20 protein-coding genes are annotated in these 18,256 nt (G+C 64.6%); 7 read left to right on the top strand and 13 right to left on the bottom strand.

Going from position 1 to position 18,256, the window contains the following annotated elements:
- The first annotated feature begins 113 nt into the window (after nucleotides 1–113).
- The 4 genes from carA to greA all read left to right on the top strand — a co-directional run bounded on the left by carA (nucleotide 114) and on the right by greA (nucleotide 5,801).
- Complete coding sequence (carA, locus tag OKA11_RS02570; protein ID WP_267218683.1) at nucleotides 114–1,280, top strand: glutamine-hydrolyzing carbamoyl-phosphate synthase small subunit; 1,167 nt, start codon at nucleotides 114–116, stop codon at nucleotides 1,278–1,280.
- Between the two features lie 166 nt (nucleotides 1,281–1,446).
- Entirely contained in the window at nucleotides 1,447–1,824 is a 378-nt protein-coding gene (locus OKA11_RS02565; protein WP_142633453.1) for a hypothetical protein, read from the top strand.
- 47 nt (nucleotides 1,825–1,871) lie between these two features.
- Nucleotides 1,872–5,195: a carbamoyl-phosphate synthase large subunit gene (carB, locus tag OKA11_RS02560; RefSeq protein WP_267218682.1), complete on the top strand. Its 3,324-nt coding sequence runs from the start codon at nucleotides 1,872–1,874 to the stop codon at nucleotides 5,193–5,195.
- A gap of 129 nt (nucleotides 5,196–5,324) precedes the next feature.
- The gene (greA, locus tag OKA11_RS02555; protein WP_142633457.1) at nucleotides 5,325–5,801 is read left to right on the top strand and encodes a transcription elongation factor GreA; all 477 of its coding nucleotides are present in this window, start codon (nucleotides 5,325–5,327) and stop codon (nucleotides 5,799–5,801) included.
- An 87-nt stretch (nucleotides 5,802–5,888) separates the two neighbouring features.
- On the opposite strand, the gene OKA11_RS02550 is transcribed toward greA, so the two are convergent.
- The 5 genes from OKA11_RS02550 to OKA11_RS02530 all read right to left on the bottom strand — a co-directional run bounded on the left by OKA11_RS02550 (nucleotide 5,889) and on the right by OKA11_RS02530 (nucleotide 8,118).
- Nucleotides 5,889–6,110, bottom strand: a complete 222-nt coding sequence (locus OKA11_RS02550; RefSeq protein ID WP_267218681.1) for a DUF4170 domain-containing protein — start codon at nucleotides 6,108–6,110, stop codon at nucleotides 5,889–5,891.
- Between the two features lie 127 nt (nucleotides 6,111–6,237).
- On the bottom strand, nucleotides 6,238–6,858 hold the full coding sequence (locus OKA11_RS02545) for a hypothetical protein (RefSeq protein WP_267218680.1): 621 nt from the start codon (nucleotides 6,856–6,858) through the stop codon (nucleotides 6,238–6,240).
- Nucleotides 6,800–7,144, bottom strand: coding sequence for a hypothetical protein (locus tag OKA11_RS02540; protein ID WP_267218678.1), 345 nt, complete (start codon nucleotides 7,142–7,144; stop codon nucleotides 6,800–6,802). The genes OKA11_RS02545 and OKA11_RS02540 overlap by 59 nt, the downstream gene beginning before the upstream one ends.
- Entirely contained in the window at nucleotides 7,144–7,521 is a 378-nt protein-coding gene (locus OKA11_RS02535; RefSeq protein WP_267218677.1) for a phage holin family protein, read from the bottom strand. The genes OKA11_RS02540 and OKA11_RS02535 overlap by 1 nt, the downstream gene beginning before the upstream one ends.
- Nucleotides 7,522–7,548: 27 nt before the next feature.
- A complete protein-coding gene (locus OKA11_RS02530) occupies nucleotides 7,549–8,118 on the bottom strand; it encodes a hypothetical protein (protein WP_267218676.1) in 570 nt (189 codons plus the stop codon).
- 180 nt (nucleotides 8,119–8,298) lie between these two features.
- On the opposite strand from OKA11_RS02530, the gene eno reads away from it, so the two are divergent.
- On the top strand, nucleotides 8,299–9,585 hold the full coding sequence (eno, locus tag OKA11_RS02525; RefSeq protein WP_267218675.1) for a phosphopyruvate hydratase: 1,287 nt from the start codon (nucleotides 8,299–8,301) through the stop codon (nucleotides 9,583–9,585).
- 174 nt (nucleotides 9,586–9,759) lie between these two features.
- On the opposite strand, the gene OKA11_RS02520 is transcribed toward eno, so the two are convergent.
- The 7 genes from OKA11_RS02520 to OKA11_RS02490 all read right to left on the bottom strand — a co-directional run bounded on the left by OKA11_RS02520 (nucleotide 9,760) and on the right by OKA11_RS02490 (nucleotide 15,528).
- Complete coding sequence (locus tag OKA11_RS02520; RefSeq protein ID WP_267218992.1) at nucleotides 9,760–10,314, bottom strand: helix-turn-helix domain-containing protein; 555 nt, start codon at nucleotides 10,312–10,314, stop codon at nucleotides 9,760–9,762.
- Nucleotides 10,315–10,521: 207 nt separating this feature from the next.
- Nucleotides 10,522–10,686 (bottom strand): hypothetical protein, encoded by a 165-nt coding sequence (locus OKA11_RS02515; RefSeq protein WP_267218674.1) that lies wholly within the window; start codon nucleotides 10,684–10,686, stop codon nucleotides 10,522–10,524.
- A 471-nt stretch (nucleotides 10,687–11,157) separates the two neighbouring features.
- Nucleotides 11,158–11,958 carry an aldo/keto reductase gene (locus tag OKA11_RS02510; protein ID WP_267218673.1) on the bottom strand — a complete coding sequence of 267 codons (801 nt, stop codon included), beginning with the start codon at nucleotides 11,956–11,958 and terminating at the stop codon, nucleotides 11,158–11,160.
- A gap of 11 nt (nucleotides 11,959–11,969) precedes the next feature.
- Nucleotides 11,970–12,389 carry a 6,7-dimethyl-8-ribityllumazine synthase gene (gene ribH / locus OKA11_RS02505; RefSeq protein ID WP_267218672.1) on the bottom strand — a complete coding sequence of 140 codons (420 nt, stop codon included), beginning with the start codon at nucleotides 12,387–12,389 and terminating at the stop codon, nucleotides 11,970–11,972.
- 1 nt (nucleotide 12,390) lies between these two features.
- Nucleotides 12,391–13,716, bottom strand: a complete 1,326-nt coding sequence (ribB, locus tag OKA11_RS02500; RefSeq protein ID WP_267218671.1) for a 3,4-dihydroxy-2-butanone-4-phosphate synthase — start codon at nucleotides 13,714–13,716, stop codon at nucleotides 12,391–12,393.
- A gap of 59 nt (nucleotides 13,717–13,775) precedes the next feature.
- Complete coding sequence (locus OKA11_RS02495; protein WP_267218670.1) at nucleotides 13,776–14,579, bottom strand: crotonase/enoyl-CoA hydratase family protein; 804 nt, start codon at nucleotides 14,577–14,579, stop codon at nucleotides 13,776–13,778.
- 112 nt (nucleotides 14,580–14,691) lie between these two features.
- Complete coding sequence (locus tag OKA11_RS02490) at nucleotides 14,692–15,528, bottom strand: coniferyl-alcohol dehydrogenase (RefSeq protein ID WP_267218669.1); 837 nt, start codon at nucleotides 15,526–15,528, stop codon at nucleotides 14,692–14,694.
- A gap of 127 nt (nucleotides 15,529–15,655) precedes the next feature.
- Between OKA11_RS02490 and OKA11_RS02485 the strand changes: the two genes are divergently transcribed.
- Together OKA11_RS02485 and OKA11_RS02480 are read left to right on the top strand one after the other, a co-directional pair.
- Entirely contained in the window at nucleotides 15,656–16,192 is a 537-nt protein-coding gene (locus OKA11_RS02485; protein WP_267218668.1) for an MEKHLA domain-containing protein, read from the top strand.
- 62 nt (nucleotides 16,193–16,254) lie between these two features.
- Nucleotides 16,255–17,040 (top strand): kinase, encoded by a 786-nt coding sequence (locus OKA11_RS02480; protein ID WP_267218991.1) that lies wholly within the window; start codon nucleotides 16,255–16,257, stop codon nucleotides 17,038–17,040.
- Here OKA11_RS02480 and OKA11_RS02475 read toward each other — a convergent pair.
- Entirely contained in the window at nucleotides 17,037–18,155 is a 1,119-nt protein-coding gene (locus tag OKA11_RS02475) for a YihY/virulence factor BrkB family protein (RefSeq protein WP_267218667.1), read from the bottom strand. The two genes, OKA11_RS02480 and OKA11_RS02475, sit on opposite strands and share 4 nt — an antisense overlap.
- Nucleotides 18,156–18,256 lie beyond the last annotated feature (101 nt).

The raw sequence follows: 18,256 nt of genomic DNA, 5'->3' as shown, positions 1-18,256 counted from the left end.
AGCAAGCCGCGCGCCAAATTGCACCTGTCGCGCCTTGACGCGGTGCACAACCCTGTCTAGCGGGCGGGCCTTAGCACACATAGTCAGAAACGCCGAAAACGGAGCGACCCACCATGGCCGACGCCGCATATACGCTTGCGCCCAAACCTGAAGGGGCGACAGGCGTTCTCGTCCTGAGCGATGGACACGTGGTCTGGGGCCGCGGCTTTGGAGCCGTCGGCGAAGCAGTCGGTGAAGTCTGCTTCAACACCGCGATGACCGGGTATCAGGAAGTGATGACTGACCCGTCCTACGCGGGCCAGATCGTCACGTTCACTTTCCCCCACATCGGCAATGTCGGTGTCAACGACGAGGATCTCGAATCCCGGGTCGATGGCGCCGTCGGCTGCGTTGTCCGCGAGGACGTGACGCTGCCCTCGAACTTCCGCTCTGCGGGTGAGTTCGGTGACTGGCTTGCCGCCAAGGGCAAGGTCGGTCTCGCCGGGGTCGATACCCGCGCGCTGACCCGCCGCATCCGCCTGCAGGGCGCGCCCAACGCGGTGATCGCCCATGACCCTAATGGCGAGTTCGACATTCCCGCACTCATCAAGCGTGCGCAGGAATGGCCGGGCCTCGAAGGCATGGACCTTGCCAAGATCGTCAGCCGCGAGGTCCAGGAGGGCTGGGAAGGCTCGACCTGGGAGCTCGGCCAGGGCTTCGGCGCTGCCCAGGGCGATGTGCTGCCGCACGTCGTCGCCATCGACTACGGCGCCAAGGACAACATCTTCCGCAACCTGGTGAAGGCCGGGGCCCGCGTGACGGTGGTGCCCGCCGAAACCTCGCTCGAGGCCATCCTCGCGCTGGAGCCCAAGGGCGTGTTCCTCTCGAACGGCCCGGGTGACCCTGCTGCGACCGGCGAATATGCCGTGCCCGTCATCAAGTCGCTGCTCGACCGCGATGTGCCGGTCTTCGGCATCTGCCTCGGTCACCAGATGCTGGGCCTTGCGGCCGGCGCCAAGACCTCGAAGATGCACCAGGGCCATCGCGGCGCCAACCACCCGGTGAAGCGCCTGACCGACGGCGTCGTCGAGATCACCTCGATGAACCATGGCTTCGCGGTCGATAACCAGTCGCTGCCCGAAAACGTCGAGGAGACGCACGTCTCGCTGTTCGACGGTTCGAACTGCGGTATCGCGATCAAGGGCAAGAAGGCGTTCGGCGTGCAGTATCACCCGGAAGCCAGCCCCGGGCCGCAGGACAGCTTCTATCTCTTCGAGAAGTTCGTGGGGATGCTGGCCTGATGGGCGTAACGGGTCGGAACTTGATGGCGGCATTCGTGCCGCGCCCCGCATCGGCGATCATTGCCGGCGCGGACCAGCGAGTTTTCGACCCGGTATCGCACTTTGCCTATGCACGTGAAATTCCGGCCTCCGCGCCGGGAACCCGTGTTAAGCAAGGTGCCATGCCATGACCGACCTCATCGACCACATGCTCGCTTACTACATCGCCGGACAGGCTGCCGAACTCTCGGTTGCGCCGCGGTTCTACCCTTACGGGGAGCTGCAGCTCATCTTCGAGGACAAAGTCTCGGTGGCGGTTCGCAAGTTCGGCCCCAAGGTGCGCAAGCACGCGAAGGAAGCCGGCAAGGCGTTCATCGACCGGATGCTCGAGGCGGGCGCCTGGTCGACGACGCAGGGCGAGTACGGCGGCTCGATGCACCAGTTTCAGGCTGACCGGTTCAAGGCGGTGATCCGCATGGAACAGGAAAGCAACCCGATCATTCTCCAAGCCAAAGCCGAAGGCCCGGATTACTGGGACAAGGCGTTTGGCGAACTGGTGGCCTAGGCCGCCAGTCCGACATACAAGACACACAGGACACCCCAGGACAGCCCATGCCCAAGCGCACAGACATCTCCTCGATCCTCGTCATCGGCGCTGGCCCGATCATCATCGGCCAGGCTTGCGAATTCGATTATTCGGGGACGCAGGCGATCAAGGCGCTCAAGGAAGAGGGTTACCGGGTCATCCTGGTCAACTCGAACCCGGCCACGATCATGACCGACCCGGACATGGCCGACTCCACGTATGTCGAGCCGATCACCCCGGAAGTGGTCGCCAAGATCATCGAGAAGGAGCGCCCCGATGCGGTGCTCCCGACGATGGGCGGCCAGACCGCGCTGAACTGCGCGCTGGCGCTGTTCAACGACGGCACGCTGGAAAAGTTCGGCGTGCAGATGATCGGCGCCGACGCCGATGCCATCGACAAGGCCGAGGATCGCCAGCGCTTCCGCGACGCGATGGACAAGATCGGCCTCAATTCGGCGCGTTCGGGCGTGGCCCACACCATGGACGAGGCGTTCAAGGTGCTGGAAACCACCGGCCTGCCTTCGATCATCCGTCCCAGCTTCACGATGGGCGGCACCGGCGGCGGCATCGCCTACAACAAGGCCGAGTTCGAGACGATCGTGCGCTCGGGCCTCGACGCGTCGCCCACCACCGAAGTGCTGATCGAGGAATCGCTGCTCGGCTGGAAGGAGTATGAGATGGAGGTCGTGCGCGACAAGCACGACAACTGCATCATCATCTGCTCGATCGAGAACGTCGATCCGATGGGGGTCCACACCGGCGACTCGATCACCGTCGCTCCGGCGCTGACGCTGACCGACAAGGAATACCAGATCATGCGCAACGCCTCGATCGAGGTGCTGCGCGAGATCGGCGTCGAGACCGGCGGTTCCAACGTGCAGTTCGCGGTCAACCCGAAGGACGGCCGCCTGATCGTCATCGAGATGAACCCGCGCGTCTCGCGCTCGTCCGCGCTTGCCTCGAAGGCCACCGGTTTCCCGATCGCGCGCGTCGCGGCGAAGCTCGCCGTGGGCTACACGCTCGACGAGATCATGAACGAGATCACCGGCGCTACGCCGGCTGCGTTCGAACCGACCATCGACTACGTCGTCACCAAGATCCCGCGCTTCGCCTTCGAGAAGTTCAAGGGCGCCAAGAACGACCTCACCACCGCGATGAAGTCGGTCGGCGAAGTCATGGCGATCGGCCGTAACATCAAGGAATCGATGCAGAAGGCGCTGCGCGGCCTCGAAACCGGCCTCGACGGCTTCAACCGCGTGGTCGAGCTGGAAGGCGCGGGCCGTGACGTGATCACCGCGGCGCTGTCGAAGGCGACCCCGGAGCGTCTGCTGCACGTCGCGCAGGCCTTCCGCGAAGGCTTCACCGTCGACGAGATCCACGCGATCGCGCATTACGACAAGTGGTTCCTTCGCCACATCGAAGAGATCATCGCCGAAGAAGCCAACATCATGAAGCACGGCCTGCCGGCCGATGCACAGGGCATGCGCCGCCTCAAGGCGATGGGCTTCTCGGACAAGCGCCTTGCCACGCTCGCCGTGCGTTCGGTCGGCGTCGCGGGCGGCATGGGCGAAACCCAGGCCAAGCGCTCCGGCCTGCTCCACGATGCGCTGCTCGCCATGGCCGGCGCCACCAGCGAGGACGAAGTGCGCAAGCTGCGCGGCAAGCTGGGCGTCCACCCGGTGTTCAAGCGCATCGACTCCTGCGCGGCCGAGTTCGAGGCGGTGACGCCCTACATGTACTCGACCTATGAAGCCCCGATCTTCGGTGAACCCGAGAACGAGGCCAATCCATCGGAGCGCAGGAAGGTCGTCATCCTCGGCGGCGGTCCCAACCGCATCGGCCAGGGCATCGAGTTCGACTACTGCTGCGTCCACGCCTGCTTCGCGCTTGCCGAGGCCGGCTACGAGACCATCATGGTCAACTGCAACCCCGAGACCGTCTCGACCGACTATGACACTTCGGACCGCCTCTACTTCGAGCCGCTGACGGCCGAGGACGTGCTGGAAATCCTGCGCGTCGAACAGTCGAAGGGCGAACTCGTCGGCGTGATCGTGCAGTTTGGTGGGCAGACCCCGCTGAAGCTCGCGCAGGCGCTCGAGGATGCCGGGATCCCGATCCTCGGCACGTCGCCCGACGCCATCGACCTTGCGGAAGACCGCGAGCGTTTCTCGGCTCTGGTCGAGAAGCTGGGCCTCAGGCAGCCTGCCAACGGCATTGCCCGCAGCCGCGACGAGGCCGTCGCCGTCGCCAACCGCATCGGCTACCCCGTTCTCATGCGTCCCAGCTACGTGCTGGGTGGCCGTGCGATGGAAATCGTCGACAGCGAGCAGCAGCTTGACGACTACATCACCACTGCTGTCCAGGTCTCGGGCGACAGCCCGGTGCTGATCGACCAGTATCTGCGCGATGCCGTGGAATGCGACGTCGATGCGCTCTGCGACGGCGAGCAGGTTGTCGTGGCCGGCGTCATGCAGCACATCGAGGAAGCGGGTATTCACTCGGGCGACAGCGCCTGCACCTTGCCGCCCTACAGCCTGCCGGCCGAGATCATCGCGGAAATGGAGCGTCAGGCGGAAGCCCTGGCCTTCGGGCTCGGCGTGCGCGGCCTGATGAACATCCAGTTCGCGGTGAAGGACGGCGAGGTCTACCTCATCGAGGTCAACCCGCGTGCCTCGCGTACCGTGCCGTTCGTCGCCAAGGCGCTCGGCCAGCCGGTTGCCAAGATCGCCAGCCGCGTCATGGCGGGCGAGAAGCTGTCGGACTTCCCGCCGTTCAAGCGCGACCTGTCGTACATGGCGGTCAAGGAAGCGGTGTTCCCGTTTGCGCGCTTCCCCGGTGTCGACCCGGTGCTGAGCCCCGAAATGAAGTCGACCGGCGAAGTCATGGGCCTCGACGCCGACTTCCCGCGCGCCTTCCTCAAGGCCCAGCTCGGTGCCGGCATGCGCCTGCCCGACAGCGGCACGGTGTTCGTGTCGGTGAAGGACAGCGATAAGTCGGTGATCCTGCCCGGCGTGCAGACGCTGGTGAAGGAAGGTTTCAAGATCGTCGCCACGGCCGGTACCCACAAGTACCTGAGCGAAGCCGGCGTGCCGGTGGAGCTGGTCAACAAGGTCGCCGAAGGCCGTCCGCACATCGTCGACAAGATCGTCGACGGCGAGATCGCGCTGATCTTCAACACCACCGAGGGTTGGCAGAGCCTCAAGGATTCGCAGTCGATCCGCGCTTCGGCGCTGACCGGCAAGATTCCCTACTTCACCACTGCAACCGCCAGCGTCGCTGCTGCACAGGCAATTTCCGCCCTGCGCGGGACCCAGCTTGAAGTGCGATCGTTGCAGGATTATTATAACTGAAATCGATCTAGCCTCCCCACATCGCTGCGGATCGGCCCGCCCCCCGGAAAATTCCTGAGGGGCGGGGCAGGGAACTAGTCCCGTTCGACTGGTTTCGCGTGCGGGGAGGTTGCAGGAAGGAAGTGTTTGATGGCCAGTATCGAAAAGCTCCCCATGCTCGCCGAAGGGTATGAGAAGCTGACCGCAGAGATCAAGGCGCTCCGCGAGGAACGCCCGCGGATCGTCGATGCGATCGAGGAAGCGCGCGCGCACGGGGATCTCTCGGAAAATGCCGAGTATCATGCCGCCAAGGAACGCCAGGGCCAGGTTGAAGCCACGATCGCCGATCTGGAAGACAAGATCAGCCGTGCGCAGATCGTCGACCCGGCCACGCTGACCAGCGAGAAGATCATCTTCGGTGCCACCGTGACCTTGCTCGACGATGACGACAAGCCGGTGAAGTACCAGATCGTCGGTCCCTACGAGGCCGATGCCAAGGTTGGCCGCATCAGCTACAACTCACCGCTCGGCAAGGCGCTGATCGGTCGCCGGATCGAGGACGAAGTCGAAGTGACGGTTCCCTCGGGCGACAAGTTCTACCTGGTGCAGAAGATCGAGTTCATCTGAGCTGCGCTTCTGCTGCAGGCAAAAGAAAAGGCCGGCGAAAGCCGGCCTTTTTCGTGTCCGCTTGCCAGATGGAAGCGGGGGGCCTTGTCAGGCTTCCGGCTGGTCCGGCTGGAGCAGGCGGTGAAGGTGGACGATGACGTACTTCATTTCCGCATCGTCGACCGTGCGCTGCGCGGAAGAGCGCCATGCGTCTTCGGCCGAGGCATAGTCGGGGTAGACGCCGACGAGGTCGAGCTCGTTCAGATCGGCGAATTCGAGCGTGCGCGGATCTTTGACCCGGCCACCCATCACGAGGTGAAGTTTCTGCATGGAGAGGGACCGCTTTCCTGTGGGAGAGACGAAGGTCCCCATAGGTCGTGGCGGTCAGCAGGGCAAGAGCCGATCGCGCCTGCGATGCGGCTCTTTATTGCTCCTGTATATCAATATCGACAATGGATCAACGACTGATGCGCTGCGCGAAATCCTGAATGCGCCGAGCGAAACGTTGCGACGATTCCGAGGCAGTTTCGGCAGCTTCGTGGCCAAATTTGCCTGCCTTTTCGGCGGTGGTCCCGGCCTTTTCGGCCGCCGCTTTGCCAAATGCGCCAGCGGCGGCGAGGGCGGCCAGGCCGAAACGTTCGAGTCGCTCTGCGGCGGCGCCGCTGACCTTCTCGGCGCGATCGGCCAGGTGGCCTGCTTCGCGCTTTGCGCCGATGCCAAGGTCGTGAGCCTTGTCGGAGGCGTTACGCCCCAGCAGCGCTGCAGCGCCGCCTGCCGCTTCGGCCAATGCGACCGAGCGGTTCAGTGCCTTGCCGGCAACGCCGCGCGTCAGGCGCCTGGGGAGAAGCGCGCTGACAAGCACCCCCGCCGCAAGGCCGCCTGCAACGACCAGCACGGGATGCTCCTTGGCAAAAGCGATGATCTTGCGGGAGGGGCGCTCGTCTTGTGCCGGCTTTGCCCTGATCGGGACCACCGCTCCAAGATTGGCCTCGGTTGCGGACTGGGCCGGCGTTTTCGGTTCAGCTTCGCTCACCGTCGAACTCCTTTTCACTGTCGTTACCGTGCGATCCTTCGCCATGCAGTCGGCCGAACACGTCGGAGACCAGCGAAAGGATCGGATTTCGGAAGATCCAAAGCACCAGCGCCGTGAAGGTTCCCCCCACTGCGGCAGGGTGTTCCTCCGCCACGGCGACGGCTTCATCGAGGACGTCGATGGCCTTTTCGATCGCCTCATCGGCGAGGCGACCGCCGATGCCGCGTTGATCGATATCGGCCTTGATCGCGGCGTAATGGGCATCGAACGCGGCCTTGGCCGCGTCCCTTGTGGCGCGATGCTCGGCGAGGCGATTGGCGAGCGAGGACATCAGGAGTCTCCCGCCGAAAGAACGGTACGCATCCGCCGCATGCGTGCCCGCGCCAGCAGTAGTAGGGCAAGGGCGATGCCGCCGATGATCAAGGTTCCGGCCGCCATCGCTGCCCAGGGGCCCAGAACGCTGCCAAGCGCGATGACAAAGCCGACCACCAGCGCCATCAGTGCAAAGAACACGAAGACAGCGCCGAGCATGCCGAGCAAGGTGATCGCGCGCAATTCAGCACTGACATAGGCGGCGCGCGCTTTCTGGAAGGCCAGTTCGGCCTGGGCGAGTGCGCGCGCCTCCTCTGCCAGCAACCGAAGGTCCTGGGCGAACGAAAGGTCCTCGTCCTCGGCCTCAAGGCCGAGAGGCGGTGCGGGATCGAGCATTGTCGCGATCTGTCCCGACCTGCTCGATCAGTTGCTCTTCTTGAACAGGCGGCCGAGCAGGAAGCCGGCTGCAATGGCTGCGCCGATCGCCACGCCCGGGCTCTTGCGCACGAATTCGCGGGCTTCGTCGCCCAGTTCGTCGAGGCTTTTCTCGTCGAGCTTGGTCGCAGCGCCGGAAACGGACTTTGCCGCCGAGCGGGCGTAGTCGCCGTACTTGGGGCCGACCTTGTCGTCGATCAGGCCGACGTTGTCGTCGATCACCTTCGACAGGCTGATCATGGCCTGGCTGGTCCTGGCCTTGCCCTGGTTGGCAAGGTCGACTGCCTTGACCTTGGCATCGTCCGCGAAGGCGCTGGCTTTAACCTTCGCGTCTTCCGCGAAGGCACTGGCTTTCACCTTGGCATCTTCCGAGCGAGCCTTGGCTTCGCTCGACCATTCGGTCTTCGCTTCGTTCAGCTTGCCGAGGTAACCTTCCGCCGCGCTCTGGGCTTCCTTGCCCAGCGCAGCCGCTCCGGCACGGACTTCTTCCATGGCCTTGGTGAAGTGGCTCTTGGCATTTTCGGTTCCGTTTCCGGTGTCCGTCGTTGGATCGGCCATGGGGTTTCACTCCTCGTTGTCGGTTAACCCGGTCATTCGCCTATAGGCGATGCACATTAAGTGTAACACATCTTGCACTCTGTGCTGCAACGCAACTTGTAACCTGAGGTTCCCCTGCTAAGACCCCCTCAAGAGCGCCGAAGCCTCGTTCGAAGGCGCCTTTAAGGAGGAATTCCCAGCATGACCGCGATCATCGATATCCACGGCCGCGAAATTCTCGACAGTCGTGGCAATCCCACCGTCGAAGTCGACGTTCTCCTTGAAGACGGCAGCTTCGGCCGCGCCGCGGTGCCTTCGGGCGCTTCGACCGGTGCCCATGAGGCGGTGGAACTGCGTGACGGTGACAAGAGCCGTTACCTCGGCAAGGGCGTGCTCAAGGCCGTTGATTCGGTGAACACCGAAATCGCCGAGGAACTGGTGGGCATGGATGCCGAAGACCAGCGCGACCTCGATCTTGCCATGATCGAACTCGACGGCACCGAGAACAAGGGGCGTCTTGGCGCCAACGCGATCCTCGGCGTCAGCCTCGCTGCCGCCAAGGCGGCTGCCAATGCACGCGGCCTGCCGCTCTATTCCTACGTTGGCGGTGTTTCGGCGCATGTCCTGCCGGTGCCGATGATGAACATCATCAATGGCGGCGAGCATGCCGACAACCCGATCGATTTCCAGGAATTCATGATCATGCCGGTCGGCGCCGATTCGATTGCCGAAGCGGTGCGCTGGGGGGCGGAAATCTTCCACACCCTGAAGAAGGGCCTGCACGAGAAGGGTCTCGCGACTGCCGTGGGTGACGAAGGCGGTTTCGCCCCCAACATCGCCAGCACGCGGGCCGCGCTCGACTTCGTACTCGCCTCGATCGAGAAGGCCGGTTTCAAGCCCGGCGTGGACGTGCAGCTCGCGCTCGACTGTGCGGCCACCGAGTTCTTCAAGAACGGCAAGTACGAGATCAGCGGTGAGGGCCTTTCGCTCAGCCCGATCCAGTTCGCCGACTACCTTGTCGATCTCTGCGACGCCTATCCGATCATCTCGGTCGAAGACGGCATGGCCGAAGACGACTTCGAAGGCTGGACTGCGCTGACCGAAAAGCTTGGTCACAAGGTGCAGCTTGTTGGCGACGACCTGTTCGTGACCAACCCCAAGCGCCTCACCATGGGCATCGAGAAGGGCATGGCGAACTCGCTGCTGGTAAAGGTCAACCAGATCGGCACCCTGACCGAGACGCTGGAAGCCGTCACGATCGCCAATCGCGCCGGCTACACCGCCGTGATGTCGCACCGTTCGGGTGAAACCGAGGACGCCACCATCGCCGACCTCGCCGTCGCCACCAACTGCGGTCAGATCAAGACCGGCTCGCTCGCCCGTTCGGACCGGCTTGCCAAGTACAACCAGCTGATCCGCATCGAGGAAGAGCTTGGCAGGGCTGCGCGCTTTGCTGGAGCCTCGGCGTTCGCTCGCCTCGCGCGCTGAACCTTTCGGTAGCTCAAAACAAGGGCCTGGTTTCTTTCGGAAGCCGGGCCTTTTTTGCAGCCGGATGATTCCTGGAGCAGTTTCCGATCCGATTGCCCCGGATCCACGGCTCCAGGATTTTGGTTTTACGCGTTTCCCGAGTGATCGGGAGATTCCACCCGATTGGAAAACGCTCTAACGTGCAGCGGCCAGTTCCTGTCGGGGATCTTCAAGCAGGACTACCGAGCGCGATGCGGAGGAAAAATATTCCAGCATGGCGGCGTAGCCCCGCGCGCTTAGCTTGACGTAGACGCGGCGCGCATCTCCGGGGTCCGCCTCGCGCATCAGCAATCCCTGTTTTTCGAGGATCGTGATCCAGCGCAGCGCGGTTGTGGACGGGACGGCGGAGCCGATGCAGGCACTCGTTACCGAGACGCGGCGCCGTTCCTTGGCCGCGATGAACAGGTCGAGGAGGATGTCCCAGGCAGGCTCGCCGAAAAGTTCCTCCGAATCGAAGATCTTCGCGCGCCGCCGCCGGTCATCGTATGTCTGCCGGGCCAGTTCGACCCAGATGGGATGGTCCTGGCTGGCCGATGTCTTGCCGCTTTCCCGTTGAACCGAATTGGCGATTTCGGTGGCGATCGACTGCCCGATTTCGAGTTCGCGCGCCATGGCGAGAAGCTCGTTTGCAATTCCAATCAGGCGAATGGCCTTCGCCCGATTGCGCATCAACTGATCGGTCTTCTCCATACAACTGAGCCCACCAAGCCTTGTGGCTGCAATGATCCGTGTCGAGGGGGGCGCCGAGCACGAATACCAGTCGCAGCAATTGCTCCTGCAAGGCTGCAGTCCGCCGCGCCGATGTGTTTTCGCTTCAAATCGGCGAAACCGCATCGACGTGTCGTGCCGCACCTCGCAGGGTTTGTTGCATGCGCGAGCGACGGCGTCAGCGGTCGGTTAGTCCAGATCGGAGGGGTCTTGGTCCAGGTCCGAAGCGCGTCGCAGCGCGTCGATGGCGGCCTGCATGTGGGCCGCGGCGATTTCGGCGCCCAGGTTCTCGAGTTGGACGAGGTTGGCCGTCATGGCTTCGATCAGCGCACTGCGCTTCGCTTCGATGTTCACCTGCAGTACTCCTCCGTCGCGGGTGCGTACCCGGTCGGGCCCCGCTTCCCCGGGGCATGGGTTGCGACCCTCGTCCCGTGGGCGGGGTATTCTTGGTTAATGATGTGTCCGATTAAGATCGAATTCGGACACTTCTGTGTCTGGCTACAGTATCCGGGTAATTTGGAAACCGGACTTTTTGTGGTGTCCAAGTTGGATACATGCAACGAGAGGATGGATAACGAGCGCCGGATGGCTTCTGCTGGAACTATTTATCTGATGTTCGAGCGGAATTCCATGCAGAATAGGGGTATTTGCTTGGTTTTCACCGTGCGTCGATAGCGAGAAAGGCTTCCGCGGGAGGTCGCAAATCGCAGATCATGGCAAGCTCGCGTACTTGCTCCGGCGAAGTGGCGCTTGCAATGGGGGCGGCGACGCCTGCCCGCGTGTTGAGCCAGGCCAGTGCGGTTTGCGCGGGGGGTGGCGCCCAATTCATCGGCAATCCGGTTCAATGTGGCCAGTGTCTGCCAGCCATTGCCGGCGGCGGCCTCGTCGAGCGGCGTGGCTACGTGCCGACCCGGCCCATTGGCGTGCTTCCGTGTATTTTCCGGTCAGGAACCCGGCGGCAAGGCCGTAATAGGGGAGGGCAGCGATACCGCGCCTCAGGCAGAGATCCTGAAGTTCGCCTTCGAATTGCGTGCGGGCGACGAGGTTGTAGAGCGGTTGGAGCGCGGTGAAGGGGGGCAGGCCCCTTTCATCGGCTACCGTGAGAATGGCGGAAAGCCGGGCGGGGGAATAGTTCGATGCGCCCAGTTCGCGGGCGTGGCCCGAGCGGAACGCGCCGTCGTACACTTCGGCCACTTCGTCCAGCGGTGTCGTGCCGTCATCGCGGTGGGCGTAGTAGAGATCGACATAATCGGTGCACAACCGCTGCAGAGAAGCCTCAAGCGCCGTGCGGACAGTGCCGGGAGCCAGCATGCCGGGCGCGCCGCCCTGGCCGGTCTTGGTGGCGATGCGCATCTCGGAGCGGACCCCGCGCGTTTTGAGCCATTCGCCGATGATCGTTTCGGATTCGCCACCAACGTGGCCGGGGACCCAGTTGGAATAACCGTCGGCCGTGTCGATCATGCGGCCGCCGGCTTCGTAGAAGGCGTCGAGGACCGCAAGGCTGCGATCCCGGTCGATGGTCCATCCAAAGACGTTTCCGCCGAGCACCAGGCGGATGCCGCCAAGGCAGGGGTGCTCGCAGCGCGGGCTGTCCTTCAGGTCGGAGACCGGGATCGTGTCAGCCATTCATTACTCCGTCAGGCGAAGCGCTCCTTGAGGTCGTAGAGCGCGATGGCGGCCTTGGCGGCCTCGCCGCCCTTGTCCTTCTGTGCGGGATCGGCGCGGACCAGCGCCTGTTCCTCGTTCTCCACGGTAAGGATACCGTTGCCGATGGCAATGCTGTCCATGGTCAGTGCCATGATGCCGCGTGCCGATTCCCCGGCGACGATTTCGAAGTGGTAGGTCTCGCCGCGGATGACCACGCCGATGGCGACGTAGCCGTCATAGTCGCCGGTGGCTTCGGCCATCGAGATGGCGGCGGGGATTTCCAGCGCGCCGGGCACGGTGATCACTTCGGCCTTGTGGCCGGCGGCCTTGAGCGCGGCCTTGGCGCCGGCGATCAGCAGGTCATTGAGGTGGTCGTAGAAGCGGGCTTCGACGATGAGAAAACGGGCCATGTCAGTTCGCTCCTTCAGCGGCAGCATCTTCACAAGTGCTGGGAATGGGGCGCTCGTTCACGATGTTGAGGCCATACCCCTCCAGCGCGACAAGCGAATGGTGCGTGTTGGTGAGCAGGATCATGTCGTGGACACCAAGTTCCGCGAGAATCTGCGCCCCCACCCCATAGTCGCGAAGTTCTTCGATGTCAGGCGTTTCGCCCGCACGAATCTGCTGCTTGATGTCCATGACCTTGGACATCGAGCTGCCGATCTGGCGGTTGATGACGACGATCACGCCGCTGCCTTCTTCCGCGATCATTTCCATCGAGCGGTGCAGCAGGTTGCCGCGATCCGTGGATTCCTCGCCGAACACGTCGGTGAACATCGACAGGGTGTGCATGCGCACCAGCGTGGGCTTGGCGGGATCGATGCGGCCCTTGATCAGCGCCATCGTCTCGTCGCCGGTGGCCTTGTTGTAATAGCTGCGGGCCAGCCACTGGCCGCCGTGGCGGCTCTGGAAGGTGATCTCGTTCTTCTTCTCGACCATGCGGTCGTGCTTGCGGCGATAGGCGATGAGGTCGCGGATCGTGCCGATCTTGAGGTCGTGGATGCGAGCGAAGCCGATCAGGTCGTCCATGCGCGCCATGGTGCCGTCGTCCTTCATGATCTCGCAGATCACGCCCGAAGGGTTGAGGCCGGCAAGGCGCGAGATGTCGACGGCGGCTTCGGTGTGACCGGCACGGACCAGCACGCCGCCGTCACGCGCGCGCAGCGGGAAGACGTGGCCGGGGGTGACGATGTCGGCCTTGCTCTTGGTGCCGTCGATGGCGACCGAGATGGTGCGGGCGCGGTCGCCTGCCGAGATGCCGGTGGTCACGCCTTCGCGGGCCTCGATCGAGACGGTGAAGGCGGTTTCGTGGCGGGTGCCGTTGTGGCGGCTCATCAGGTCGAGGCCGAGTTCGTCGATGCGCTGGCTGGTCAGCGTCAGGCAGATCAGCCCGCGGCCATGGGTGGCCATGAAGTTGATCGCCGCCGGGGTCGCCATCTGCGCCGGGATCACGAGGTCGCCCTCGTTCTCGCGGTCCTCGTCATCGACGAGGATGAACATGCGGCCGTTGCGCGCCTCGTCGATGATCTCCTCGATGGGGACGAGCATCTGGCGGTCGTCGTTGGAGAACAGCACGCGCTCCAGCTTGACCAGGGTCTCGGCGGTGGGGTTCCAGTCCGGCTCGGTGCAGTCGCGCAGCGTGTTGGCGTGGAGCCCGGCTGCGCGGGCAAGGCCCGACTTGCTCATGCCGCCCTCGGCGACGAGCTTGCGGACCTGTTCGATCACATTGCCTGCCATTGGAGTATCTCGTTCTCACATTGTGGTGTGAGAGTGATATGAACTTATCACATCGAAATTCAAGACCCCTTGAATTCGGGTCGTCGCTTTTCGAGGAATGCCTCGACCGCCTCGGCGTGATCCTGCGTGGCGTGGGCGGCAGACTGCATGGCGGCGGCCATTTCCAGCAGGGTGGCGAGATCGGCGCGGCGGCCTTCCCACAGCAGGCGCTTGGTCATGCGCACGGCATGCGGCGGGTTGGCGGCGATGCGGCGGGCGAGGGCGCGGGCCTCGTCCATCAACTGATGATCGGGCACCACCTTCGATACGAGCCCGCAGGCCAGCGCCTCTGCGGCGTCGATCATGTCGCCGGTCAGGGCCATTTCGGCGGCCTTCGACCAGCCGACCACGCGGGGCAGCAGCCACGAGCCGCCGTCTCCGGCGATCAGGCCGATCTTCACGAAACTTTCGGCAAAGCGCGCGCTCTCCCCGGCAATGCGCAAGTCGCACATGCAGGTGAGGTCGCAGCCAGCCCCCGCCGCCGCGCCGTTGACGGCGGCAATCACCGGCACTTCGAGCGCGGCAAAAGCGAGCGGCAGGCGCTGGATGCCGCGCTTGTAATTGAGCCGGGTGCGGATCGGCTCGCCGCCGTTGACGTTGCCGCCGGGCTTCATCTCGTTGATGTTGCCGCCCGAGGAGAAGCCCTTGCCCGCGCCGGTGAGAATGGCGACGCGCGCGGCGGGATCGTTGTCGAGCCGTTCGACCGCGTCCAGCAGGGCCTCGATCACTTCGGGATCGGAGATCGGATTGCGCATTTCCGGCCGGTTGAGAGTGATCGTGACGATGCCTTCGGCGTCGATCTCGTACAGTACGGCGTCGGTCATGCTCTTGGTCCTGCTCCTTGTTCTTGCATCCGCCTTAGCAGGTTGACGCATAGGGAAAAGGGGCCGGATGCCTTTGCATCCGACCCCTTCGCGATTTCTCGGTAGCCGAGGATCAGGCGGGCTGCCTGGAGGCCGCGCTCATCATCTTGGTGATGTCCACTTGGCCGGTGGCGAGGCCGCCCATGAAGCCGCCGTCCACCGGCATGACGATGCCGTTCACCACGCCGGCAAGATCGCTGCAGATCAGCACCAGCGGGCCGGCCTGTTCGGCGGGCGTGGTGTAGCGGCCGAGCGGTTCGGCGGCGGCGTCGACCACTTCCTTGCCCGAAGTGGCGTGGAAGGTCGCCATCATCGGCGTCTGGGTGGGCGAGGGCAGCGAGCAGTTGATGCGGATGCCCTTCTTGATGAGCTGCGCGCCCATGAACTGGGTCCAGACGATCACCGCTTCCTTGGAGAAGGCATAGCCCTCGCTGACCTGCTCCACGTTGGCCTCGCACCAGGCGAGCCCGGCGTCGAAGCCCTTGGTGGCGAGCAGTTGCATGTGGACGGGGATGCGGCGGCTCCAGCCAAGTCCGCCGGTGGACGCGATCGAGACCACGGCGCCGCCCTGGCCCATCAGCGGCACGACCTGTTCGGTAAGGTGGCGGGTGCCCAGGAAGTTGACCTTCATCACGTCCATCGCCGGGAAACCGCCGCCGCCGGGCAGCCCCGCGCAGTTGAACAGTGCGTCGATCTTGCCGCCGACACCGGCAACCGCGGCTTCGAGGCTGGCCGGGTCGCGCAGATCGATCTGGGTGAACGAGGCCATCGGCACCGCGCTTTCCTTGAAGTCGAAGCCGTGGACTTCGGCCCCGAGGTCGACCAGCAGCTTGGCCGTCGCCTCGCCCATGCCCGAGAAGCAGCCGCTGACGATTACGCGCTTGCCCTTGTAGCCGAGAATATCGGTCATCCGGTTATCCTTCCTCTCTCGGGCGCGCACATGGGCTGACCCCGATCTCTTGTTGCCGGATAGCTAGTCGCACAGGGGCTGCGGCATCAACCGGGATGCGGGCTGATCGCCGGTACGATGCGCCCCGATGGCTCGCAAACCGGGACCCGTACTGCTAGGCGGGCGGGGATTGCAGCGGAGGAACGCGGTGTACGAGCAGGCGGCAGGCAAAACGGCGAACGCTGTTCCCGCAGTCTATCGCGAGCCCGAGCGGGCGGCGCGGATTGCCTTGATAGCCGGGAGCTTCGAGCGTCTCCTCGGGCGTTCTCTCGTGACCGGCAACGATCCGGTAGCGGCGCTCTGGCATGCGCCCTTTGCCGTGGTCGCGCATGGAACCGAGGCCGATCCGCTGTTCTTCTTCGGCAATGCGCAAGCTCTGGCGGCATTCGAGAGCGATCTTGCGGCGTTCGTCGGCATGCCCTCGCGCCACTCGGCCGAGGCGCCGCTGCGCGAAGAGCGGCAGGCCCTGCTCGACCGCGTGACCGCGCACGGCTTCATCGACGATTATGCCGGTGTGCGCATAAGCGCGAAAGGGCGGCGCTTCCGGATCGGGCCGGCGGTGGTCTGGAACCTCGTCGAAGGCGATGGGACCTGCCACGGGCAGGCGGCGACGTTTACGCTGTGACCGGTCTCGATCCCCACCTTGTTGATGCCCGCCTTGTTGATGCCCGCCTTGTTGGTGCCGTGATGGAGCAGGTGCACGGCGCGCTCTCCGGCTTTCGCCATCGTCCCGTCGTCATCGGCATTTGCGGCGCGCAAGGGTCCGGCAAGTCCACGCTGGCACAGGCGGTGCAGGCCCGGTGCGCGGCGGAGCGCATCGCGAGCGCGGTGCTGTCGCTGGACGACCTCTATCTCACCCATGCCGAGCGGCAGGCGCTGGCGCGGGACGTTCACCCCCTGCTCGCCACGCGCGGGGTGCCGGGCACGCATGACATCGCCCTCGGGCTGGACGTGCTCGACGGGCTGGAGGCGGGCGGTCCGGTGGCACTGCCGCGTTTCGACAAGGCCCGCGACGACCGGGTATCGGAGCATGACTGGCCCATCATCGGGCCCGGCTGCCAGGTGCTCGTGCTGGAGGGCTGGTGCCTTGGCGCCTTTCCGCAGCGGACGAGTGAACTGGCCGAGCCGGTCAATGCGCTGGAGGCGGGGGAGGACCCTGATGGCCATTGGCGGCGCTGGGTGAACGACATGCTCGGCGATTCGTACCAGCGGCTGTTTGCCCGGATCGACCGGCTGGTCCTGCTGGCCGCGCCCGGTTTCGAGGTCGTCCACCGCTGGCGCAGTCAGCAGGAGCGCGATCTCGCCGCGCGCGCCGGGCCGGATGACAGGGTGATGAGCGCGGCGCAAATCGCGCGCTTCATCGCCCATTACGAGCGGATCACCCGCGCCATCCTTGCCGAGATGCCCGCGCGGGCGGATCTGGTGGTGCGGCTGGATCAGGACCGCCGCCCGGAGGTGGTCGAAGGGCGTTAATCCGCCCTTTTGCGTGCCTTTTCGGCGCGGCGGCTGCGTTTGCGCTGGAGGTCCGCGAGCGAGGGCACCCGGTCGTCGATGACGTCGGCCAGCACGGCGCCGCGCTCACCGGGCGGTTTGGGTGGGCCTCTGGTGGTGTCGCAGAAGGTCTGCCGCTCGATTTCCGCATTGAGCAGGGCGCCGAGCAGGATGCCGTAGGCCGACAGGAACAGCCACATCAGGAACACGACGATGGCCGAAAGCGAGCCATACGTCGCGTTGTAGTCGCTGATATAGGCGACATAGAGCGAAAACCCGAAGGAGACGGCGATCCACAGCAGGGTCGCCAGCAAGGCACCGGGGGCGAGCCAGCGCCACTTGGCGGGGCGCCGGTCCGGGCCGTAGCGCATGATGAGCGCAAAGCCGAGGCTGCCGAGCATCACGGCGGCCAGCCACGTCAGCCAGTTGAACAGGGTCTGCGTCGCATCTCCGAGGTAGACGCTGGCATGGGTCTGCAGCCATGCGAAGACTCCGCCGGAGAGGATACCGGTCATCGCGATCAGCACGGCGGACAGCGTCAGCCCGCCGGCGCGGAAAGTGAGCGCGATGATGCCGCGGGTCTCGCGTTCCTCGTTGATGACGTTGAGCGCGCTGATCATGCCGCTCGCCGCGCGCATGCCTCCGTAGATCGCAAAGAACAGGGCGATCACCAGTGCAAAACCGGTGACGCCGCGGCTGGTCGTGACGATCTGGATCAGCTGCTGTTCGAGCATATGGGCCACTTCGGGAGGGACCACCCGGACGATGCTCTGCATCTGGCCGCGCACGGTGTCCACGTCGCCGACGAGGCCGTAAGTCATCACGGTGGCGGCGATCAGCGGCGTCAGCGCGAGAAAGCAGTAGAAGGCCAGCCCCGCCGCCAGCAGGCCGAGTTCGTGGAACCCGCTCATCACCCAGACGCGCCGCACCACCCGCCACCATGCGCGTGCCGGCAGGGCCAGCGGCGTTTCCGCATCCGAGCCGGGGGTGACCGGTGCGGGATCGATTGCCGCCGGAGCCGGCATCAGGGGTGGCGTATTCGCGCTGGAAACCGTATCCGGCTTGTCACGGTCGACGGTTCCTTCGTGTCCATTCATCAGCTTCCCCCTTGCCGCCGGGAACTTTCGCTGTTGCAATGCGATACGCTAAAGCACGAGGGCGTCCGTTGCCCAGATTCGAAGTGGCCATCGCGACCTGG

The sequence above is a fragment of the Novosphingobium clariflavum genome (assembly GCF_026420865.1).
Lineage (GTDB): Bacteria > Pseudomonadota > Alphaproteobacteria > Sphingomonadales > Sphingomonadaceae > Novosphingobium > Novosphingobium clariflavum.
Note: the sequence above shows the minus strand (reverse complement) of the source record. Positions and strands in the feature narration are given on the sequence as shown.